The following is an 18689-nucleotide window of genomic DNA, read 5'->3' as shown; positions in this document are numbered from 1 at the left end:
GACTTATCGCGAATTGCGGGCTTTGGGTGCGAGTAAAGAAGTCGCCCAGAAAGTGGCATGTAACACCCGTCGTTGGTGGGACAACAGTCGATGGGCCTTGAATTGGGTGCTTAATCTCGCGTGGTTTGATCGCTTGGGACTTCCACGTCTCTCCTGACCTCAATCCCTCGAACCGCCCGGTGCGGACCCGCATGCCGGGTGGTGTGGCAGGGGTACGGTCTATGAAGGCCGTCCCCTATGCCGATGTTTGTAGACTTTTTGTAGCCATTTGTAGCAACTACCTTCATTCCCTATCCGTTTACGGCTAGTCTGCGGACATCTGCAACGCCGCCACCCGCAATTCAAACAAGAGCCGGCCATGACTGATTTGTCTACATCCCCAGGTTCTGCACACGTTGCTGTCGCGACACTCGACGGGCGCTTCTTCCGCCCGCCGTTGCCCGACGGCCATGTGCTGCGTCCACGTTTGTGCGAGCGCCTGAGTGCCGGGCTCGGCGGCAGGTTATTGCTGGTCAGCGCACCTGCAGGGTTCGGCAAGAGTTCGTTGGCGGTGGAGTTTTGCCAGGGGTTGCCGGCGCACTGGCAAAGTCTCTGGCTGGGCTTGAGCCCGCGAGACAGTGACCCGGGGCGTTTTCTCGAACGACTGCTGGAAGGTCTCCAGGACTATTTCCCGCATCTGGGCAGGCAATCGCTCGGGCTGTTGAAAATGCGCCAGCGCCATCAGCCGTTCGCGTTCGAAGAATGGCTGGACGGCCTGCTTGACGAACTGGCCGTGCACTTGTCTACAGCGACGCCACTACTGCTGGTGCTGGATGATTACCATCTGGCCCAGGGGCCGGTGCTGGACCGCTGCCTGCAGTTTTTCCTCAATCATCTTCCCGATGGCTTGCTGGTGATGGTCACCAGTCGCCAACGTCCCGACTGGCACCTGGCGCGGCTGCGGCTGTCACGGCAACTACTTGAGTTGCATGAACAGGATCTGCGCCTGACCCACGACGAAGCCTTGAGCCTGCTCGACCGGCACAGCAGCTCCTTGCGCGGTGAGGCACTGGAAAACCTGATCCAGCGCAGCGAAGGCTGGGTCGCGGGGTTGCGCTTCTGGCTGCTGGCCGCCTCGGAGGCAGGCACCGATGGCGCGCTGCCGCAATCGTTGCACGGCGGGGAAGGGCTGATCCGCGATTATCTGCTCGAAGAAGTCATCGATTGCCTGCCTGCCGAGGTCCAGTCGTTCCTCTACGACACGGCACCCCAGGAACGTTTTTGCAGCGAACTGTGCGACGCCGTTCGCGACGCCCATGACAGTGGGGAGATCCTGCGCTTCCTGCTTGCCCACCAGGTGTTCCTGGTGCCACTGGACGAGCATGGCCATTGGTATCGTTACCACCACCTGTTTTCCGATCTGTTGCGCACACGGCCTGCTTCCCAGTCGATGGTGCCGGCCGCCAGTCTGCACCTGCGTGCCTGCCGCTGGTTCAATGCCCAGGGCCTGCTCGATGAGGCCGTGGAGCAGGCCTTGCGTGCCGGTCACCTGGACGTCGCGGCGAACCTGGTGCAGAACCTCTCCGAAGAGCAACTGCTGGCCGAGCAGAATGTCGGCATGTTGCTGCGCTGGAAAATGGACTTGCCTGACAGTTTGCTGATCAGCACGCCGCGACTGATTGTGCTCTATAGCTGGGCGCTGGGGATGGCGTGCCAGCTGGATGCCGCCGAGGAACTGGCCAGCCATTTGAGTCGCTTCCTGCCCGCTCCGTCGGCCACCGCCCAGAAGTCCATGCTGGCTCAATGGTTGGCATTGAGTGGCATCATTGCCCGTGGGCGCGGCAACCGCGAACTGACGCTGCGGTACTGCCGCGAAGCGTTGGAAAGTCTTCCGTGCAAGCGTTACGGCCAGCGCCTGATGTGCCTCTCGACCCTGTCCAACCTGGCCATTGCCGACGGTGATTTGTGGCGGGCGCGGGGGCTGAACCGCGAATCGCTGGAACTGGCGCAACGGGTCGGCAACCCCTTGTTCGAAGCGCTGGCGCACTACGACCGAGCCCGTGTCCTGCAAGCGCGCGGGGAAATCTGTCGGGCGCTGGAAGAGGTCCGTCAGGGGATGCAACGCCTGCAGAGCTTGTCTGCGCAGCGGCTGTATGCAGTTCGAGCCCGGCTGACCTTGTACGAAGGCTTTTTGCTGGCCCTGCGCATGCAACCGCAATTGGCGCGGGTGCGATTGCAGGCCGGTTTGAGCGAGGCGCGCGCCTGTCGTGACATCAGCGTGCTGATCGGCCACTGCGTGATTGCCAGGCTGGAAGGCAGCAGCGGCGAGTTCGCCAAAGCCTTTGCCGAACTGGCCGAAGCCGAACGGCTGATGCACATCTGGGACGTGCCACCGATCTACTACCTGGCCATGATCACCCTGGTCAAATGTGAGCTCTGGCTGGCCCAGGGGCGCACCGATCTGGCCGAAGCCTGGCTGGCGCGCCTGGGGCAGACCTATAACGGCGAAAACGGGGCCGCACCACCCGAGTTCCACCCGCAATTGCCGCTGCATATCGAATTGCAACAAGCCTTGCTCGACGTCATCCAGGGCCAACCGATGCTGGCCGAAGGGCGTTTGAATGCGCTGCTCGAACATGGTCAGCAAAGCGGTCGGCAGATGCTCAGTGCCATGGCGTTGACCCAGAAAGTGGCGTTATTGCTGGGCAGCGGACGGGAACCGGAAGCACGCAAGGCACTGGCTCAGGCGCTGGACGCCGCTGGCGGAGGAGTGTTGCAACCCTTTGAGGGGCTGCTGGCCGAGCACCCGGACTGGCTGCGTGGGCAGCTTCAAAACTGTCCGCCAACCCCCGTTTCCCTGAGCCTCAGTGAAAAACTGCCGGCATTGGCTGCCCGTCCCGGACTGGAGTCCTGCGCGGCCGCGGAGCAACTCAGCACCCGGGAAATGGCGGTCCTGCGATTGATCGCCCAAGGCTGTTCGAACCAGGAAATCAGCGATCAGCTGTTTATTTCCCTGCACACGGTCAAGACTCACGCCAGCCACATCAACAGCAAGCTTGGGGTCGAGCGGCGTACGCAGGCCGTGGCGCGGGCCAAGGAGCTGGGGGTGTTGGTGTAACGTACAGTGGATTTTCTATTGTGGGGGTGCTGGTATTAGTGGCTCTGTGTTGCAGGAGGGGAGTTGTGGTCAAAAAAACGGGCCAGGTTTGAAAACATTGGCCGCAATCAGCCCGGGAGCGCCCCACACTGTTCAATGCGGCTACTCTCGGTGCGACTCTCAATTCCTCCGTCTGGCCCGATGTATATATCTGTGTTTGGCCATTTCGGTTTGACCCGTATGCAGTGTGATTTACCTCCGTTGCTCCAGTAAAACTCCATAAAAAATTTCGCGTCAGGGAAGATATGACCGGGTCCTCCAGTCACTTCACCGGGGTAAAGTTCTCCCTTTGAGATCTCGTGCTGAACATTCAGGATGTAGCCTAGGCGCCCTTGGCCTTTTTCAGAAAAATAGAAGTTCACCTGAGGTGCGGCGAAGTACCAAAAGAGGATGGGAGCGAGCAATAGAATGACCAAGCCGCACCGTTTATTCCTGGAATTGGGCTTACTTACAGATATGGTCACGAATACCATCCCCCCAGCTTCTGCGTGGTAAACCCAAGACTTCATCCATCAGCATCTTCACAGTTATCCCGCCGTTCGGTTGAAGTCTGTAAAGTTTGATGCCAATGCTGATAGATACCCTGTCTCCGATGTCGTCCCACGCTCGCATCCCTTCGATGTCCGCCGACCGACGTGGACCCGGTCTTTTATCCCATTTTTGTATTTTACGGATGGAATCTGAGGCAATTTGTTCGACTCCAGCTCCATCCAAAAGGAGACCTTCGGAAAGTCCTCCCGCCATCCCTACGTACCCATAGTGCACGTTTGACCATATATCGTAGAAGTAGTCGAACATACCTTGCTTCTGCCAAGGCCCGCCAAACTGTAGGCCTATCGTGACCTTGTGATCCCAGGGTCTGTTCTGACCTACACGCTCTGCCCAAAGAGCCATAGCAGCCACCCTATTTCCTGATTCAAATGCTTTGAAGTTGGGTGGGGAAAGGCGTGCGAACCAAGGTAGTTTTCTGAACTTCTTTTGTTCAGCATCAGCGTCAAAATTGTTGAGGCTCTTCATCTTCATCACGGACGGATGAGTAATATTGCGGTTCATTTCCCCGGCAATGTAGCTCGCTACTTCTTCCATCATGTCAGGGTCGTTGCAAACGACAGGCCGTGTTTTCCTCTCAGCTAGTATCTGATCACTTTGTAGAGATTCTGTCGTCGATGGATGGTCAGAATGCCTTGTCGGATGAGCAACACCTTGAATGTGTCCGGAGCGTGTAGCGCGAGGCGAAGGTGCAGGAGCAATCAGTCGATTGGTACCTGGTGGGCAGCCGCAGTGAACTTCTGCACCGTCGAGTACAGTTGGAACCCCATGCCATTTCATGGCGGGTAGGCTGTCAACGATAACGCCGTCTTTTCCGCATTTCTTACATGCAGTGGTCTTGTCCCCGAGTCGTAGCACAGCACGCCCTCCATGCGTCGCACAGGGCAAGCTACTGATACACACGGCTCCTGTGGTGGTCAGGTCGCCGTGCAATCCTTGACCTAACCCGTTAGCTGTTCCTCTTCCCATGATTCAGCCCTTGTGTTGATTGCAGGGGCGAGCACGCTAGGCTAGGCGGTACGGGAGTTAAATCAGACGTTTCCTTCAATGATGTAGGTGGATTCTGCAATCAGGCAGGTGATAAGCGGCGGAAGGCATCGGCGATGTCGACGGGCTGTGCCAAAATAGGCCATCCATTTTTTCAGGAACACCCATGGACGCTGTCAAACCTGCGCTTATCCGCGACACCTTCCCCGTCGGCCCTTTGCAGTGCAACTGCACGATCATCGGCGATCCGGTAACGAAAAAGGCCATCGTCGTCGATCCGGGTGGCAATCATGAGCTGATCCTGGCGCGTCTCGATGCCTTGGGGCTGAAAGTGGTCAGCATCATTCACACCCACGCCCACCTCGATCATTTCCTGGCTTCCGGCCAACTCAAGGAGAAAACCGGCGCGACCCTGCATTTGCACAAGGAAGACCAGTTTCTGTGGGACAACCTGGAAATGCAGTGCCAGATGTTCGGCGTTCCTTATACTCCGGTGCCGTCCCCGGACCGCTGGCTGGCCGATGATGAAGAACTGGCCTGCGGTTGTGGCGTGGCGCTGCACACGCCAGGTCATACACCGGGCTCCATGAGCTTCTGGTTTTCCGAGGCCAAGCTGCTGATTGCCGGTGATACGCTGTTTCGTCGCGGCGTCGGCCGCACGGATTTGTGGGGGGGCGACCAGGCCACCATCGTGCGTTCGATAAAGCAGCGTTTGTACACCCTCGATGAAGAGGCGACAGTGGTGGCCGGGCATGGTCCGGACACCCGTCTGGGCGATGAAATGCGCGAAAACCCGTTTGTACGGGCCTGATTTGTAACGAGCGGAATTTTTACCCGTTAACATGATCCAACGCCCGCAAAGACTGATGCCTTGGTCCGTTGCACCACAGAATGCAAAAAAGTAGGAGCTTTACATGTTCACCACGCGTCGTTTGATTATTCTCGCTACGGCTGTGGCCGTTTTGTCCGGTTGTGCCTCGCCTAACCCGTACGGTGGTCAAGGCCAGGCTCAGGGCCAGGCGGATAACGGCTCCGAAGGCATGAGCAAGACCGCGAAATACGGTGGTCTCGGCGCTCTGGCCGGTGCATTGGCCGGTGCTGCGATCAACCACGATAACCGTGGCAAGGGCGCCCTGATCGGTGCAGCGGTGGTCGGTGCTTCTGCCGCAGGCTACGGCTACTACGCCGATCAGCAAGAGAAAAAGCTGCGCGCCAGCATGGCCAACACCGGTGTTGAAGTGCAGCGCCAGGGCGACCAGATCAAACTGATCATGCCAGGCAACATCACGTTCGCGACCGATTCGGCGAACATTGCCCCAAGTTTCTATCAACCGCTGAACAACCTGGCGGGCTCGCTGAAAGAGTTCAACCAGAACCAGATCGAGATCGTCGGCTATACCGACAGCACCGGCAGCCGCCAGCACAACATGGACCTGTCCCAGCGTCGTGCCCAGAGCGTGGCAACCTACCTGACCTCGCAAGGTGTCAGCGGTGCCAACCTGAGCGCTCGCGGCGCAGGTCCGGACAATCCGGTGGCCAGCAACAGCGACACCAACGGCAAGGCTCAGAATCGCCGCGTAGAGGTCAACCTCAAGGCGATTCCGGGTCAGCAGTATGGTGCCCAGCAGCAAGGTCAGGTTCAGCAGTACCCTTGATCGTCTGATTGAACCCCAGGCGTAAAAAAGCCCGCTCGATCCTTTACAGATCGGGCGGGCTTTTTTGTCGTCAGTTCTGGCCCCATCGCGAGCAAGCTCGCTCCCACAGGGGGCGATGTCGTACATAAAATCTGTATTCAATGCATAACCCTGTGGGAGCGGGCTTGCCCGCGAAGGGGCCGGTCTGGGCACCTGAGATACAGGATCAGAAACAAAAAAGCCCCCGGACAATCACCCGTCCGGGGGCTTTTTGCTAGGCGCGAAAGCTGCTTACTTCTTCAGGCCATAATGCTCATCGAGCATGCCCGGCGCGTTCGGGGCTTTCGGTGCGTAGTCGCGTGGCGGTTCCTGATTGCGCGGTGGTGTCAGGCGTTCCCGTGGAGCCTGCGCCGCATCGGCGTGCAGGGAGGCCAGCAGGCGTTGGCGAGTCTGTTCGTCCAGGGCCAGGCGATTTGCGCCCTCGGCGAGATGCTCCTGTACTTCCTGATAGCTCTGAGTCAGTTTCTTGACCAGTGTCGCGGTGCTGTTGAAGTGGGTCACCACCTCGTTCTGATAACTGTCGAAACGTTCCTGAATATCGTCCAGCTGACGCTGCGTGCGGCTGGGCGCGGCGTTCGGTGCAACGCGAGCGATCAGGAACCCAATGGCGACACCCACAACCAGGGCAAGAGTCGGTAACAACCAAACTAAGAGCGAGTGTTCCACGAGTCCTTCCTCTATAAACGGCTTTGCTTTACGTTAACGGCTCGAACCTGCGCTGTATACCGCGATTCACTCGCAATAGACAGCCACAGACAATTTGCTAGACGAGTCGACCTGATTCGAGGTCACGGAGTTCCTTCCTTGCTTATGCGTGAAACCCCTGTAGTGATTGACGGCCCGGTGGGTCAGCTTGAGGCTTTATATCTGGATAGCGAGCAGCCGCGCGGCCTTGCATTGATCTGCCATCCAAACCCGGTGCAGGGCGGCACCATGCTCAACAAAGTGGTCTCGACCCTACAGCGCACCGCGCGCGATGCCGGCTTGATCACCCTGCGCTTCAACTACCGTGGCGTCGGTGCCAGCGAAGGTACCCACGACATGGGCACCGGTGAAGTCGATGATGCCCAGGCTGTGGCCGAATGGTTTCGTGCCAGACACCCGCAATTGCCGCTGACCCTGTTCGGTTTCTCCTTCGGTGGATTTGTTGCAGCAAGTCTCGGCGGACGCCTTGAGGCCAAGGGCGAGCAGATCAAACACCTGTTCATGGTCGCGCCGGCGGTCATGCGCCTGGGCGATCAGGACCAGCTGCCGGAACAGGGCGAACTGACCCTGATCCAGCCGGAAACCGACGAAGTGATCGATCCGCAGCTGGTTTACGAGTGGTCCGACAAGCTCGAACGCCCCCATGAGCTGCTGAAAGTGGCAGAATGCGGACACTTTTTTCATGGCAAGCTGACCGATCTCAAGGATCTGATCCTGCCGCGTCTCTCGAATTGATTGCAGTCTGACAAGCGATTACCCATGACGACCCGTACCCGCATCCTTACCGGCATCACCACCACCGGCACGCCGCACCTGGGCAACTACGCTGGCGCCATCCGCCCGGCGATCGTCGCCAGCCGTGACAGCAATGCCGATTCGTTCTACTTCCTGGCCGACTATCACGCCCTGATCAAGTGTGATGACCCGCAGCGCATCCAGCGCTCGCGCCTGGAAATCGCCGCGACCTGGCTGGCCGGTGGGCTGGATGTCGACCGCGTGACCTTCTACCGCCAGTCCGACATCCCGGAAATCCCCGAACTGACCTGGTTGCTGACCTGCGTTGCCGCCAAGGGCCTGCTCAACCGCGCCCACGCCTACAAGGCTTCGGTGGACAAGAACGTCGAGACCGGCGAAGACCCGGATGCCGGCATCACCATGGGCCTGTACAGCTACCCGGTGCTGATGGCCGCGGACATCCTGATGTTCAACGCACACAAGGTGCCGGTCGGTCGTGACCAGATCCAGCACGTGGAAATGGCGCGGGACATCGGTCAGCGCTTCAACCACCTGTTTGGCCAGGGCAAGGAATTCTTCACCATGCCCGAGGCGTTGATCGAAGAGAGCGTCGCCACGTTGCCGGGCCTGGATGGCCGCAAGATGTCGAAGAGCTACGACAACACCATTCCACTGTTCAGCAGCGCCAAAGAGATGAAGGACGCGATTTCGCGGATCGTCACCGACTCCCGCGCGCCGGGCGAAGCCAAGGATCCGGACAACTCGCACCTGTTCACCCTGTTCCAGGCATTCGCCACCCCGTCGCAGGCCGACGAGTTCCGCAGCGAGCTGTTGCAGGGTCTGGGTTGGGGCGAGGCGAAGAGTCGTCTGTTCCAGCTACTGGACAACGAATTGGGCGAGTCCCGCGAGCGTTATAACCTGTTGATCGAGCGCCCGGGGGATCTGGAAGACATCCTGCAACACGGCGCGAAAAAGGCCCGTTCGGTAGCGACACCGTTCCTCAACGAACTGCGTGAAGCGGTGGGCCTGCGCTCCTTCGTTGCCCAGWCTCAAGTGGCGGCGACCACCAAGAAGAAAGTCGCGAAAGCTGCACGTTTTGTCAGCTTCCGCGAAGACGACGGCAGTTTCCGCTTCCGTCTGCTGGCGGCCGATAGCGAACAACTGCTGCTGTCGCGCAACTTCGCCGACGGCAAGACCGCAGGGCAGGTGACCAAGCAACTGCAAGCGGGCCAGCCTCTGGACGTGCGCAGCGAGGCGCTGAGCTTCAGTGTATGGCTGGAAGGCGAGTGCGTTGCCGACAGCCCGGCCTTCGCCGACAGCGCCGCGCGTGACGCGGCTATCGAAGCCTTGCGCATCGCCCTGACGCCGGTTCAGGAATAAACAACGGTTCGGCCCGACCAAGGGCCGATTGCCATTCCTGCGGGCCGTCGCTACAGTGTCGGCCCGTTTTTGTTGCCTTGCTAACGAATTATGACGCCCCTAGAACGATATCAAGCTGATCTGAAACGCCCGGAATTCTTCCATGACGCCGCGCAGGAAACCGCCGTGCGTCATTTGCAGCGCCTGTACGACGACCTGGTCGCGGCCGAGCAAAACAAGCCGGGCCTGCTGGGCAAGTTGTTTGGCAAGAAGGATCAGACCCCGGTCAAGGGCCTGTATTTCTGGGGCGGCGTAGGTCGCGGCAAGACTTACCTGGTGGACACCTTCTTCGAAGCGCTGCCCTTCAAGGAAAAGACCCGTACGCACTTCCACCGCTTCATGAAGCGCGTGCACGAAGAGATGAAAACCCTGGGCGGCGAGAAAAACCCGCTGACCATCATCGCCAAGCGCTTCGCCACCGAAGCCCGGGTCATCTGCTTCGATGAATTTTTCGTCTCGGACATCACCGACGCGATGATCCTCGGCACGCTGATGGAAGAACTGTTCAAGAACGGCGTGACCCTGGTTGCAACGTCGAACATCGTGCCGGACGGCCTGTACAAGGACGGCCTGCAACGCGCGCGCTTCCTGCCGGCCATTGCGCTGATCAAGCAGAATACCGAGATCGTCAACGTCGACAGTGGCGTCGACTATCGACTGCGTCACCTGGAACAAGCCGAGTTGTTCCACTATCCGCTCGACGAAGCCGCCAACGAAAGCCTGCGCAAGAGCTTCCGTGCGCTGACACCGGAATGCACGGCGGCGGTCGAAAATGACGTGCTGATGATCGAAAACCGTGAAATTCGTGCCCTGCGCACCTGCGACGACGTGGCCTGGTTCAACTTCCGTGAACTGTGCGACGGCCCGCGCAGCCAGAACGACTACATTGAGCTGGGCAAGATCTTCCACGCCGTGCTGCTCAGCGATGTCGAGCAGATGAGCGTCACCACCGACGACATCGCCCGACGCTTCATCAACATGGTCGACGAGTTCTACGACCGCAACGTGAAGCTGATCATTTCCGCCGAAGTCGAGCTCAAGGATCTGTACACCGGCGGTCGTCTGAACTTCGAGTTCCAGCGCACGCTTAGCCGTTTGCTGGAAATGCAGTCACATGAGTTCCTGGCCCGGGCGCATAAGCCGTAGGATTTTTCGGAAAGTAAAAAGGGCCTGCATTGCAGGCCCTTTTTTTGTGCGCGCCGAAGAACCCATGTGGGAGCGAGCCTGCTCGCGAAAGCAGTGGTTCAGTCGACTTCATTGTTGGCGGTTAGCCCGCTTTCGCGAGTAACCTCACTCCCACATGTCTCTGTCTCGGCTTTGCGCGAGATACCGCGCCAGTTCATCTTGTCGCCGGCAACCGACGAGCAACCACAGCAGGATTCGGGCTTTGCGTGGACAAAGAAATCCGGCCATCAACGCACCTTTACGACTCAGGTCCATCTCGCCGCCATTAAACCCGTAAGTCGATTGAGCTGTGGCGCCGGAACCCGTCCGGGTGGCGATGACGACAGGGATTTTCCTGGCAATGGCTTCAATCGCAATAGCCCATTCCCCGGAAACGTGTCCTGCACCGAAACCCGCAATCACTAGCCCGTCGTAGCCCAGTTCGAGGATGTTCTCCAATAACAGGCTATCGGCGGCAAGCGATGCTTCCAGCAAAGCAATCCTCTGTGTGGTCTGTTGTGGCAATGGCAGGAGCCTGCGCGGGGCGGGCAGGCGCAGATAGCGGACGGTGTTTTCCATCAGCATGCCCGCAGGCCCCACGATAGGCGAGGAAAAAGCCTGCAACGCCAATGAATCGGTTTTACGGACGACACTCGCGAGATGAATCTGCCCGTTCATCACTACTTGAACGCCTCGCTGACGGCTGTTTTCACCCAGCGCGACCCGGCAAGCATCCAGCAGATTCGCCGGTCCATCGGCTCCTGCCTGTGCTGCCGAGCGCATGGCACCGGTCAGGACCAAGGGTTCGTCGTGGTTCCACAAGTAATCGAAAAATGTGGCTGTTTCTTCAAGGGTATCCGTCCCCTGAGTGATGACAACACCTACAGCGCCTTGCTTGACCTGAAAATTCGCCCAGGCAAGAACACTTAGCAAGAACTCGAAATCCAGCGAGGCACTGGGCAACAGTCCGAGCGTTTCTACGGTGACCCGTGCCAGCGTCGTCAGCTCCGGTACCGAGGTCAGCAGGGCTTCGCCACTGACGGTCGGGATCACCCCTTCGCCGGCGGTTCTGGCTTGCATGCTCACGGTGCCGCCGAGTGTCGCGATGGCGAGTTTGGGCAGGTCCATGTGATACCTCATTTACTTGTGATGGAAAGTGGCTGTATCCGGCGTTGGGTCCGTGATACAGCCCAATCGCGACGTTCGTCAGTTGGCTATCAGCAGCCCGATAAACGGAATGATCAGCAGCGTACTGATGGCCATGGACAGCACATTACCGATGAAGGCATGCATGTCGGCCGGTAGCCGCTTGGCAATCGCGCATGCCATCGGTGGTGCAATCAGTGCCCCCAGCAGAGTGCTCGGGACGATGACCTGCCAACTGCCGCCGTATGTCAGAACGGCCGCCGGCACGACTGACACCAACGGAATGTAAGTGGGGTACCAGCCACGCAACATCCATTGCCGACGCCAGATCACCACTCCTAACGCCGAAGTCAACGCCTGCGCGGCGATGAGTTGTGGCAGCAAGCCCGTGCCGTACACCGGGCTTGTCGGGTTCAAGGTGTAAGCCAGTAAGACGCCCGCTATCAAGCCGAGGCTGGCCCATTCATTGCCGAAGAACGGCGCCTCCGAAAAGTCGGCCAGCACCCGGCGCAAGCTCCAGACGATGCCGTAATCAGGCGTTTTGCTGATTGCGGGGGCGGACTCTGATGGCTTTTCGAGTGGGGCGGACTTCACCAGGCTCGGCAGATAACGGCAGAGCAGAAATGCGACGACGCTGGCGATTGCCATGCCCGAGACATTGCCGATCACGGCTGGCAAACCGAGGGGATTGCAGACATAGTTGACGATCAGCAAGCACATCGGGGTGACGAACACGGCGCCCATGATTGCGCCATTGATCGTGACCTTCCAGCCGCCGCCAAACATCAGCACCATCGCCGCCGGCAATGAAACAAAGGCGGCAAACGTGGGTTGCCAACGGGTGGCCGTGACCGTCCAGCCCCACAGCAGGTTACTCAGCAATAGTCCAAGTAATGAGCTGGTGACGAGCCATGGCCATAATCCACTGCCGTAACAAATAGTAAATCCTTGCCAGGCTTTTCCCGTTCGATTCGCCCAGTAGGCCAGATACGCACCGGCCAACAACCCGATCGAAGCGAACTCGTGTTTGTAGAACGCAACCTCGCTGATGTCTCCCAGGACCCAGCGCAACCAGGCACTCGGCTCTGGAAGGCTCGATACCATGTGACTGTAGTCTGGCCAATGGGCTGACCAGGATGTCCGGTAGGTGAATGAAAGCCAGATGATCAACAGTGTCATGCCGAGCATCAGCCAGATGATCGTCATATCCAGTCGCGATCTGGCGGCAAGCCGGTTTTGCGGTTTTTCGTTGGTGCTTTCCATCACTCATGCCCCCCCTTATCAGCGCGGCAGACAAGGGTGCTGGGTGTAACCGAGCATCTGATCGTAAAGATCGGCTCGGCGATCGCGATGCAAATCGTTCAGGTTGTTCCAGATGGGCGCACTGCGGGAGCTGGTCAGGTCGACATCGGCAAACAGGATTTCCTGCCTGTCTGCCGAAGCCACGGCGCCAATCGGCCAGCCGTTGGTTCCGGCAATCAACGAGCAACCCAGGTAGCGCGCGCCGCGCTCCTCGCCGATCCGGCTGGCGGCAGCGATAAACACGTTGTTGACGTGAGCGGCGGTCATCGTCAGATACGACGCCATACACTTACCGGCATCGTCGAACAGCGGCGGCGGTGTCCAGACCCAGTTGTTCAGGCTGCAAATGATGTCTGCGCCTTGCTGGGCGAGGATCCGTGGCACCTCCGGGAACCAGATATCCCAGCAGATCAACAGCCCGATGCGGCCGATCGGTGTGTCGAAAACCGGGAAGCCCAGGTCGCCGGGGGTGAACCAGAGCTTCTCCAGATTCCACAAATGGGCTTTGCGGTACTTGCCGATAAACCCGTCTGGTCCCACCAGAACGCCGGTGTTGAAGAGTCGCATGCCGTCGCGTTCGGCCAGACCGGCCACGAGGTAAACGTTGTGTTTGCAGGCGAAGTCGATCCAGCACTGCACGCTTGGCCCGTCGGGAACCGCTTCGGCATGGGCGAAGGCATCCTGTCGATTGCTGAAGAAATAGCCGGTATTGGAAAGCTCGGGCAGAACGATGAGATTCGCACCGCCGTTTACCGCTTCAAGCGCCAACTCCAGGCTGCAACGCAGATTACCTACACATTTCTCGATGCCGACTTGTGGATCGAATTGCACGACTGCTACACGAACAGGGCTTGTTGGCTCAGTCATTCCGTCATTCCTCTTTTTATTGTTTTTCAAACTGTTAAATAGCGTGTGTATAAGAGGGGAATCAGGAATGGGGTGTAAGTCAGCTATTTCCGCGTAGGTCGTAGTCCTTGTCCGAAAATGGATCAGAGTGATGTTTGATGGCAGTGGGTAGCCGACGCGAGAGGTAGAGCCATGTATTGCGTGCATGGCTCTGGAACGGGGATGTGATCAGGTTTTTATTTGGTAGTGCGGGTAGTCGCTCATGGAAAATCCGCCATTGAAGGTCGCGGCGGTTTTGTTGCAGATATGAATCACTGCATCGACAGCACCGCGAAAACATGGCTCCGTCCAACCAGCATCGACGGAAAATGACTCGCCGGACAAATACAAGCCTGATACATGAGCAAGATCCCGGTTGTATTTCATCAGGCCGACGGCATCGTAGTAGGTGCCCGGTCGGTAAAGCTTGGCACAGCCCAGAGCATTTTTATCAGTGATCCAGCGCTGAACCACCGCTTGATCAATGCCGATGTAGGGAGAAATTTTCTCCTGGATGTTGGCGCAGTTCATGAGAATCCGGTCCAGCTCCTTGGCGCACTTGTGTACCAGTTCCTTGTCGGTGAATGAGGCGAGTTTGGTTGCGTCGTCCTCCCATGTGTAACTTAAAAGAATGCAGTCATAGCTGTAGTTAGCGTTGTAGCGGTAGGTGTAGACGTCGTGGATGAAACTGTCAGTGACGATGGCTTGCGGGATTTTGCTGTTTTTCGAAAGAAAGGACTTTTTTAACGGTGCGAAGACCTTGCAACTGGTTTCCCAGTGTGCGGTTTTATAGGCATTGATCGTCTCGAGCGGCAGCATCTGTGGCGTGAAATTTTCAAGCTTGATGCGAGTTTCGATCAACCAGGAAGGCAGGGTCATGATGACCGAATCAAAGTCATCGAAGCGCTCCTGGATTTGGTGGGGATGGCTGTGTTTCCAGTTGTAGTAGACCCGTGTTTTCTGATTGGTCAGTTTTTCAAGTTTGGTAACGGATGAGTCCGTGAGCAAACCGTTGTTTCTTTCCCGGCAGTGGTCGTAGAAGGACTTTCCGGTCTCGTCGATTTTCATGAACAGCAGGCATTCGTCCAGTGCTGCAAGACCGATGTAGCGGGGCCTGTCGAAACTCAGCCCCATAGAGTCAAAAACGGCTTCGCTGTGCAGGTAGGGTGAATCTAGCGGATCGCCCGTTGAGTCCACCCGACCCTGGATCAGTTGCAGCTGGCTGCTGAACCCAAAAATGGCCGTACGCAGCGGGTAAAGAGAGCACACATCGTAAAAGGCTCCCCAGCTACCGTCGCCGATACCAATGGCATAAAAAATCGCGGACTCTTCTGCTGACATTCCCATTCCGCCAAAGTCCCCCGGCGAGTTTTCATCCCAGGCTTGCACGGCGGGCATGCTGACCAGATCGCGAAACGAAACACTCTCGTATTTTTCGACGATGGCGGCCCACATGGCTTCCCATTCCGGACTGGCGTAAACCTCGGCGACGTGTCGGGTCATGCGATCGGCAAAGGCTTTCCACTTGGCATAAACCTTTTGCAGTTCCTCGCCGGGAGGTGGTGTCTGGCCGTCTTCATTTTTCCAGATCAGCATCTGCGGAGTCGGTCCGCCGCCCATGCTGCCTTCTCGCAGATAGATGCCGGTCGAGGTGACCCATTGGCTTCCGGGATTGGCAAAATCGGAAAACGCCAGATCAAACGCATTGGCGTAGTAGGCCATAAGTGACCGCCCCTCTGTCGGAGACTCGTCTGCCCGGTTGAAGAAGGGCATGCGCATGGCTCCCATTTCAAACGGTGTATGGCTCATCGGCGAGTGCGGGCTTCCAGGAATGGTCAGGTGCCTGCCGCCTATGCGTCTGGATTGTTCTATGAGGGTGATATGGGTGAAGCCGCAACGATAGAGTTCTCTGGCGGCGGTCAGGCCTGTGACACCGGCGCCGATGATGCAGATTTTATGTTGCGGGTCAGTTGCCCTGGCGATGCCGTTTTCCTGATCTACCAGTGCACGATAGTCAAAGCACAAATCCGGCGGATTGGGAAAGCGAGCCGCCCATTTGTTTTTAGCCGATCGCTTTGTTCGGGCGGCCTCCTTGGCGATGTATGAAGGGTAGTTGTAGCTTGATCCGATAGTCATGATTGATCTTCCCTGATGGTGTTTGCAGGAAAGATGTTGAAGTTTTTAAGGGGCTGCGTCTGTGGGTAGGGTTGGGTTCTCCGGCGCTCTGTATTCCGCTTTTTTCGTAGGAAAATGCACAGCGAAAGAACTGCATGGCCGGCGCAAGATTCAATGTGGAAGCGAGCAAGCTCACTCCCACATGGGAAAAATGTTGGCCTGAGGCCTACGCCGCCTGCTGAAACTGCTGCCGATACTGGTTCGGTGACAATTCCGTGTGCTGGCGGAACAGCCGCGCAAAGAAGCTCGCATCGTCATAGCCGACTTCATAGCTGATGGTCTTGATGCTCTTGCGGCTGCCGGACAACAAGCCCTTGGCGGTTTCGATGCGCAGGCGTTGCAGGTAATGCAGTGGCTTGTCGCCGGTGGCGGTCTGGAAGCGGCGCATGAAGTTGCGGATACTCATGCCGTGTTCGCGGGCGACGTCTTCGAAGCGGAACTTGTCGGCGAAGTGTTCTTCGAGCCAGTGCTGGATCTGCAGGATGATGACGTCCTGGTGCAGCTTCTGACCGCCAAACCCGATGCGTCCAGGCGCGTAGCTGCGCTGCACCTCATACAGAATGTCCCGCGCTACGGCCTGGGACACATTGGCGCCGCAGAAGCGCTCAATCAGGTAAATGTACAGATCGCATGCCGAGGTGGTACCGCCGGCGCAGTACAGGTTATCGGCGTCGGTCAGGTGCTTGTCCTGATTGAGCTGGACCTGAGGAAAGCGTTCGGCGAAGGCATTGAAGAAGCGCCAGTAGGTAGTCGCTTCCTTGCCATTGAGCAATCCGGCTTCGGCCAGCCAGAAAACACCGGTGGCCTCGCCGCACAGTACGGCACCGCGCGCATGCTGCTGGCGCAACCAGGGCAAGACTTGCGGGTAACGTTTGCAAAGGCTCTCGAAATCGTCCCAGAACGCGGGAAGAACGATGATGTCGGCGTTTTCCAGCCCGCCATCCACCGGAATCAGCACATCGCTGAAGGTGTTGACCGGTTTGCCATCGGGGCTGACCAGACGGGTTTCGAACGCCGGTGTCAGGCCCTGGCCCAGCTGTTTGCCGTAGCGCAGGCTGGCGAGGTGGAAGAAATCCTTGGCTTGCATGAGGGTGGAAGCGAAAACCCGGTCGATGGCCAGGATGCTGACGCGCCGCAGGGGCGTGGAGGCTTGCTTAGACATAATTCAACTTTATTTTTATAGGGGGAAGTGGTCACCAGACGGCTGGATCGTCTTATTTTTTGTCGGATGTGTCCAGTGTCCTGTATCGGAAGCGAGGCATAGTCTCTGAAGGTCAACTCCTTCTAAAAACAAAGAAAAGGTGCCGCATGATCCCCAGAACCCTGTTCAGTTCCGAGCACGAGCTTTTCCGCGACAGCGTGCGGACGTTCCTCGAAAAGGAGGCGGTGCCGTTCCATGGGCAATGGGAAAAACAGGGCTATATCGACCGCAAACTGTGGAACAAGGCAGGGGAGGCGGGGATGCTTTGCTCGCACTTGCCGGAAGAGTACGGCGGCCTGGGGGCGGACTTTCTCTACAGTGCGGTGGTGATCGAAGAAGTGGGGCGACTGGGCCTGACCGGCATCGGTTTTTCCCTGCACTCGGACATCGTGGCGCCGTACATCCTGCATTACGGCAGTGAAGCGCTGAAGCATAAATACCTGCCGAAACTGGTGTCCGGCGAGATGGTTACCGCGATCGCCATGACCGAACCGGGCGCCGGTTCCGATCTGCAAGGGGTGAAAACCACGGCCGTGCTCGATGGCGATGAGTACGTGATCAACGGCTCCAAGACCTTTATCACCAACGGCTATCTGGCCGATCTGGTGATCGTCGTCGCCAAGACCGATCCGAAGGCCGGTGCAAAGGGCACCAGTCTGTTTCTGGTGGAGGCTAATACGCCGGGCTTCGAGAAAGGCAAGCGTCTGGAAAAAGTCGGGATGAAAGCCCAGGACACCTCGGAGTTGTTCTTCCAGGACGTGCGTGTGCCCAAGGAAAACCTGCTGGGCCAAGCCGGGATGGGGTTTGCCTACTTGATGCAGGAATTGCCCCAGGAGCGCCTCACCGTGGCCATTGGCGGGCTGGCATCGGCCGAAGCGGCGCTGCAATGGACGCTGGACTACACCCGCGAGCGCAAGGCGTTCGGCAAGTCGATCGCGGATTTCCAGAATACCCGGTTCAAGCTGGCGGAGATGGCCACGGAAATCCAGATCGGCCGGGTTTTTGTCGACCGCTGCCTGGAGCTGCACCTGCAAGGCAAGCTCGACGTGCCGACGGCGGCGATGGCCAAGTACTGGGGCACCGACCTGCAATGCAAGGTGCTCGATGAGTGCGTGCAGTTGCACGGTGGTTACGGGTTCATGTGGGAGTACCCGATCGCGCGGGCATGGGCGGATGCGCGGGTGCAGCGGATTTATGCCGGGACCAATGAAATCATGAAGGAAATCATCGCCAGATCATTGTAGGAGCGAGCTAGCTCCGGGCGGCGTTCCGACGATGGTCGTCAACGATAACGTTGAAAACCTGACACCCAACGGTGTGCTCAGGTTTTTCGCGAGCAAGCTGAACTGGCCTAATGATTTTGGACACTTCAATCGGGCGCTATGATGGCGCCCAAATCTGAGGTGTTTTGGCTATGCGTAAATCTTATTCCAGTGAGTTCAAACTCAAGGCGGCGAGCATGGTGCTGGACGAGGGACAGTCGGTTCCCGAGGTCTGCGCCAGCCTGGATATCGGTCCTACGGCCCTGCGCCGCTGGGTCGACCAGGTTCGGAAGGAACGTTTGGGCTCGACTCCGGTGGGCGCTAAGGGG

Annotated in this window: 15 protein-coding genes and 1 pseudogene; 9 read left to right on the top strand and 7 right to left on the bottom strand. The window is 58.2% G+C overall.

All coding sequences use genetic code 11. The features are described from left to right. Positions 1–157, top strand: a pseudogene (locus tag AC1DU9_RS26860) (group II intron reverse transcriptase/maturase); the annotation flags it as partial. Between the two features lie 201 nt (positions 158–358). After that, positions 359–3097, top strand: coding sequence for a winged helix-turn-helix domain-containing protein (locus AC1DU9_RS26855; RefSeq protein ID WP_477811036.1), 2739 nt, complete (start codon positions 359–361; stop codon positions 3095–3097). A 483-nt stretch (positions 3098–3580) separates the two neighbouring features. On the opposite strand, the gene AC1DU9_RS26850 is transcribed toward AC1DU9_RS26855, so the two are convergent. Continuing rightward, positions 3581–4225 carry a polymorphic toxin type 44 domain-containing protein gene (locus AC1DU9_RS26850; RefSeq protein WP_477811035.1) on the bottom strand — a complete coding sequence of 215 codons (645 nt, stop codon included), beginning with the start codon at positions 4223–4225 and terminating at the stop codon, positions 3581–3583. Positions 4226–4838: 613 nt separating this feature from the next. Between AC1DU9_RS26850 and AC1DU9_RS26845 the strand changes: the two genes are divergently transcribed. Then, positions 4839–5483 carry an MBL fold metallo-hydrolase gene (locus AC1DU9_RS26845; protein WP_477811034.1) on the top strand — a complete coding sequence of 215 codons (645 nt, stop codon included), beginning with the start codon at positions 4839–4841 and terminating at the stop codon, positions 5481–5483. 103 nt (positions 5484–5586) lie between these two features. Beyond that, on the top strand, positions 5587–6327 hold the full coding sequence (locus AC1DU9_RS26840; protein WP_223461187.1) for a YiaD family glycine zipper/OmpA-like lipoprotein: 741 nt from the start codon (positions 5587–5589) through the stop codon (positions 6325–6327). A 270-nt stretch (positions 6328–6597) separates the two neighbouring features. Here AC1DU9_RS26840 and AC1DU9_RS26835 read toward each other — a convergent pair whose 3' ends face one another. Beyond that, positions 6598–7032, bottom strand: coding sequence for a Z-ring associated ZapG family protein (locus AC1DU9_RS26835; RefSeq protein WP_223461188.1), 435 nt, complete (start codon positions 7030–7032; stop codon positions 6598–6600). A gap of 144 nt (positions 7033–7176) precedes the next feature. On the opposite strand from AC1DU9_RS26835, the gene AC1DU9_RS26830 reads away from it, so the two are divergent. The 3 genes from AC1DU9_RS26830 (at position 7177) to zapE (ending at position 10371) form a co-directional block, all read left to right on the top strand. Then, positions 7177–7806 carry an alpha/beta hydrolase gene (locus tag AC1DU9_RS26830; RefSeq protein ID WP_223461243.1) on the top strand — a complete coding sequence of 210 codons (630 nt, stop codon included), beginning with the start codon at positions 7177–7179 and terminating at the stop codon, positions 7804–7806. A gap of 24 nt (positions 7807–7830) precedes the next feature. Further along, positions 7831–9186, top strand: coding sequence for a tryptophan--tRNA ligase (locus AC1DU9_RS26825; protein ID WP_477811033.1), 1356 nt, complete (start codon positions 7831–7833; stop codon positions 9184–9186). 90 nt (positions 9187–9276) lie between these two features. Further along, positions 9277–10371, top strand: a complete 1095-nt coding sequence (zapE, locus tag AC1DU9_RS26820; protein WP_095943473.1) for a cell division protein ZapE — start codon at positions 9277–9279, stop codon at positions 10369–10371. A 144-nt stretch (positions 10372–10515) separates the two neighbouring features. Here zapE and AC1DU9_RS26815 read toward each other — a convergent pair whose 3' ends face one another. The 5 genes from AC1DU9_RS26815 to AC1DU9_RS26795 all read right to left on the bottom strand — a co-directional run bounded on the left by AC1DU9_RS26815 (position 10516) and on the right by AC1DU9_RS26795 (position 16984). After that, positions 10516–11517, bottom strand: a complete 1002-nt coding sequence (locus AC1DU9_RS26815) for an asparaginase (protein ID WP_477811032.1) — start codon at positions 11515–11517, stop codon at positions 10516–10518. Positions 11518–11595: 78 nt separating this feature from the next. Then, positions 11596–12798, bottom strand: coding sequence for a hypothetical protein (locus AC1DU9_RS26810; RefSeq protein WP_477811031.1), 1203 nt, complete (start codon positions 12796–12798; stop codon positions 11596–11598). 18 nt (positions 12799–12816) lie between these two features. After that, on the bottom strand, positions 12817–13704 hold the full coding sequence (locus tag AC1DU9_RS26805) for a nitrilase family protein (protein ID WP_477811030.1): 888 nt from the start codon (positions 13702–13704) through the stop codon (positions 12817–12819). Between the two features lie 207 nt (positions 13705–13911). Further along, entirely contained in the window at positions 13912–15858 is a 1947-nt protein-coding gene (locus tag AC1DU9_RS26800) for a flavin monoamine oxidase family protein (RefSeq protein ID WP_477811029.1), read from the bottom strand. A 205-nt stretch (positions 15859–16063) separates the two neighbouring features. Further along, a complete protein-coding gene (locus AC1DU9_RS26795) occupies positions 16064–16984 on the bottom strand; it encodes a GlxA family transcriptional regulator (protein ID WP_223461246.1) in 921 nt (306 codons plus the stop codon). Between the two features lie 221 nt (positions 16985–17205). Between AC1DU9_RS26795 and AC1DU9_RS26790 the strand changes: the two genes are divergently transcribed. Then, complete coding sequence (locus AC1DU9_RS26790) at positions 17206–18342, top strand: acyl-CoA dehydrogenase family protein (protein ID WP_223461192.1); 1137 nt, start codon at positions 17206–17208, stop codon at positions 18340–18342. Positions 18343–18512: 170 nt separating this feature from the next. After that, on the top strand, positions 18513–18689 hold a 177-nt coding region (locus AC1DU9_RS26785), incomplete at its 3' end, for a transposase (protein ID WP_477811037.1).

It is taken from the genome of Pseudomonas sp. P4_C1 (genome assembly GCF_056402155.1).
Note: the sequence above shows the minus strand (reverse complement) of the source record. Positions and strands in the feature narration are given on the sequence as shown.

Coding starts and splice junctions, on each gene's coding strand:
- AC1DU9_RS26845 (WP_477811034.1), top strand. CDS start 4,839: ATGGACGCTGTCAAACCTGCGCTTATCCGCGACACCTTCCCCGTCGGC.
- AC1DU9_RS26850 (WP_477811035.1), bottom strand. CDS start 4,225: ATGATGGAAGAAGTAGCGAGCTACATTGCCGGGGAAATGAACCGCAAT.
- AC1DU9_RS26855 (WP_477811036.1), top strand. CDS start 359: ATGACTGATTTGTCTACATCCCCAGGTTCTGCACACGTTGCTGTCGCG.
- AC1DU9_RS26840 (WP_223461187.1), top strand. CDS start 5,587: ATGTTCACCACGCGTCGTTTGATTATTCTCGCTACGGCTGTGGCCGTT.
- AC1DU9_RS26830 (WP_223461243.1), top strand. CDS start 7,177: ATGCGTGAAACCCCTGTAGTGATTGACGGCCCGGTGGGTCAGCTTGAG.
- AC1DU9_RS26795 (WP_223461246.1), bottom strand. CDS start 16,984: ATGCAAGCCAAGGATTTCTTCCACCTCGCCAGCCTGCGCTACGGCAAA.
- AC1DU9_RS26805 (WP_477811030.1), bottom strand. CDS start 13,704: ATGACTGAGCCAACAAGCCCTGTTCGTGTAGCAGTCGTGCAATTCGAT.
- AC1DU9_RS26800 (WP_477811029.1), bottom strand. CDS start 15,858: ATGACTATCGGATCAAGCTACAACTACCCTTCATACATCGCCAAGGAG.
- zapE (WP_095943473.1), top strand. CDS start 9,277: ATGACGCCCCTAGAACGATATCAAGCTGATCTGAAACGCCCGGAATTC.
- AC1DU9_RS26815 (WP_477811032.1), bottom strand. CDS start 11,517: ATGGACCTGCCCAAACTCGCCATCGCGACACTCGGCGGCACCGTGAGC.
- AC1DU9_RS26810 (WP_477811031.1), bottom strand. CDS start 12,798: ATGGAAAGCACCAACGAAAAACCGCAAAACCGGCTTGCCGCCAGATCG.
- AC1DU9_RS26790 (WP_223461192.1), top strand. CDS start 17,206: ATGATCCCCAGAACCCTGTTCAGTTCCGAGCACGAGCTTTTCCGCGAC.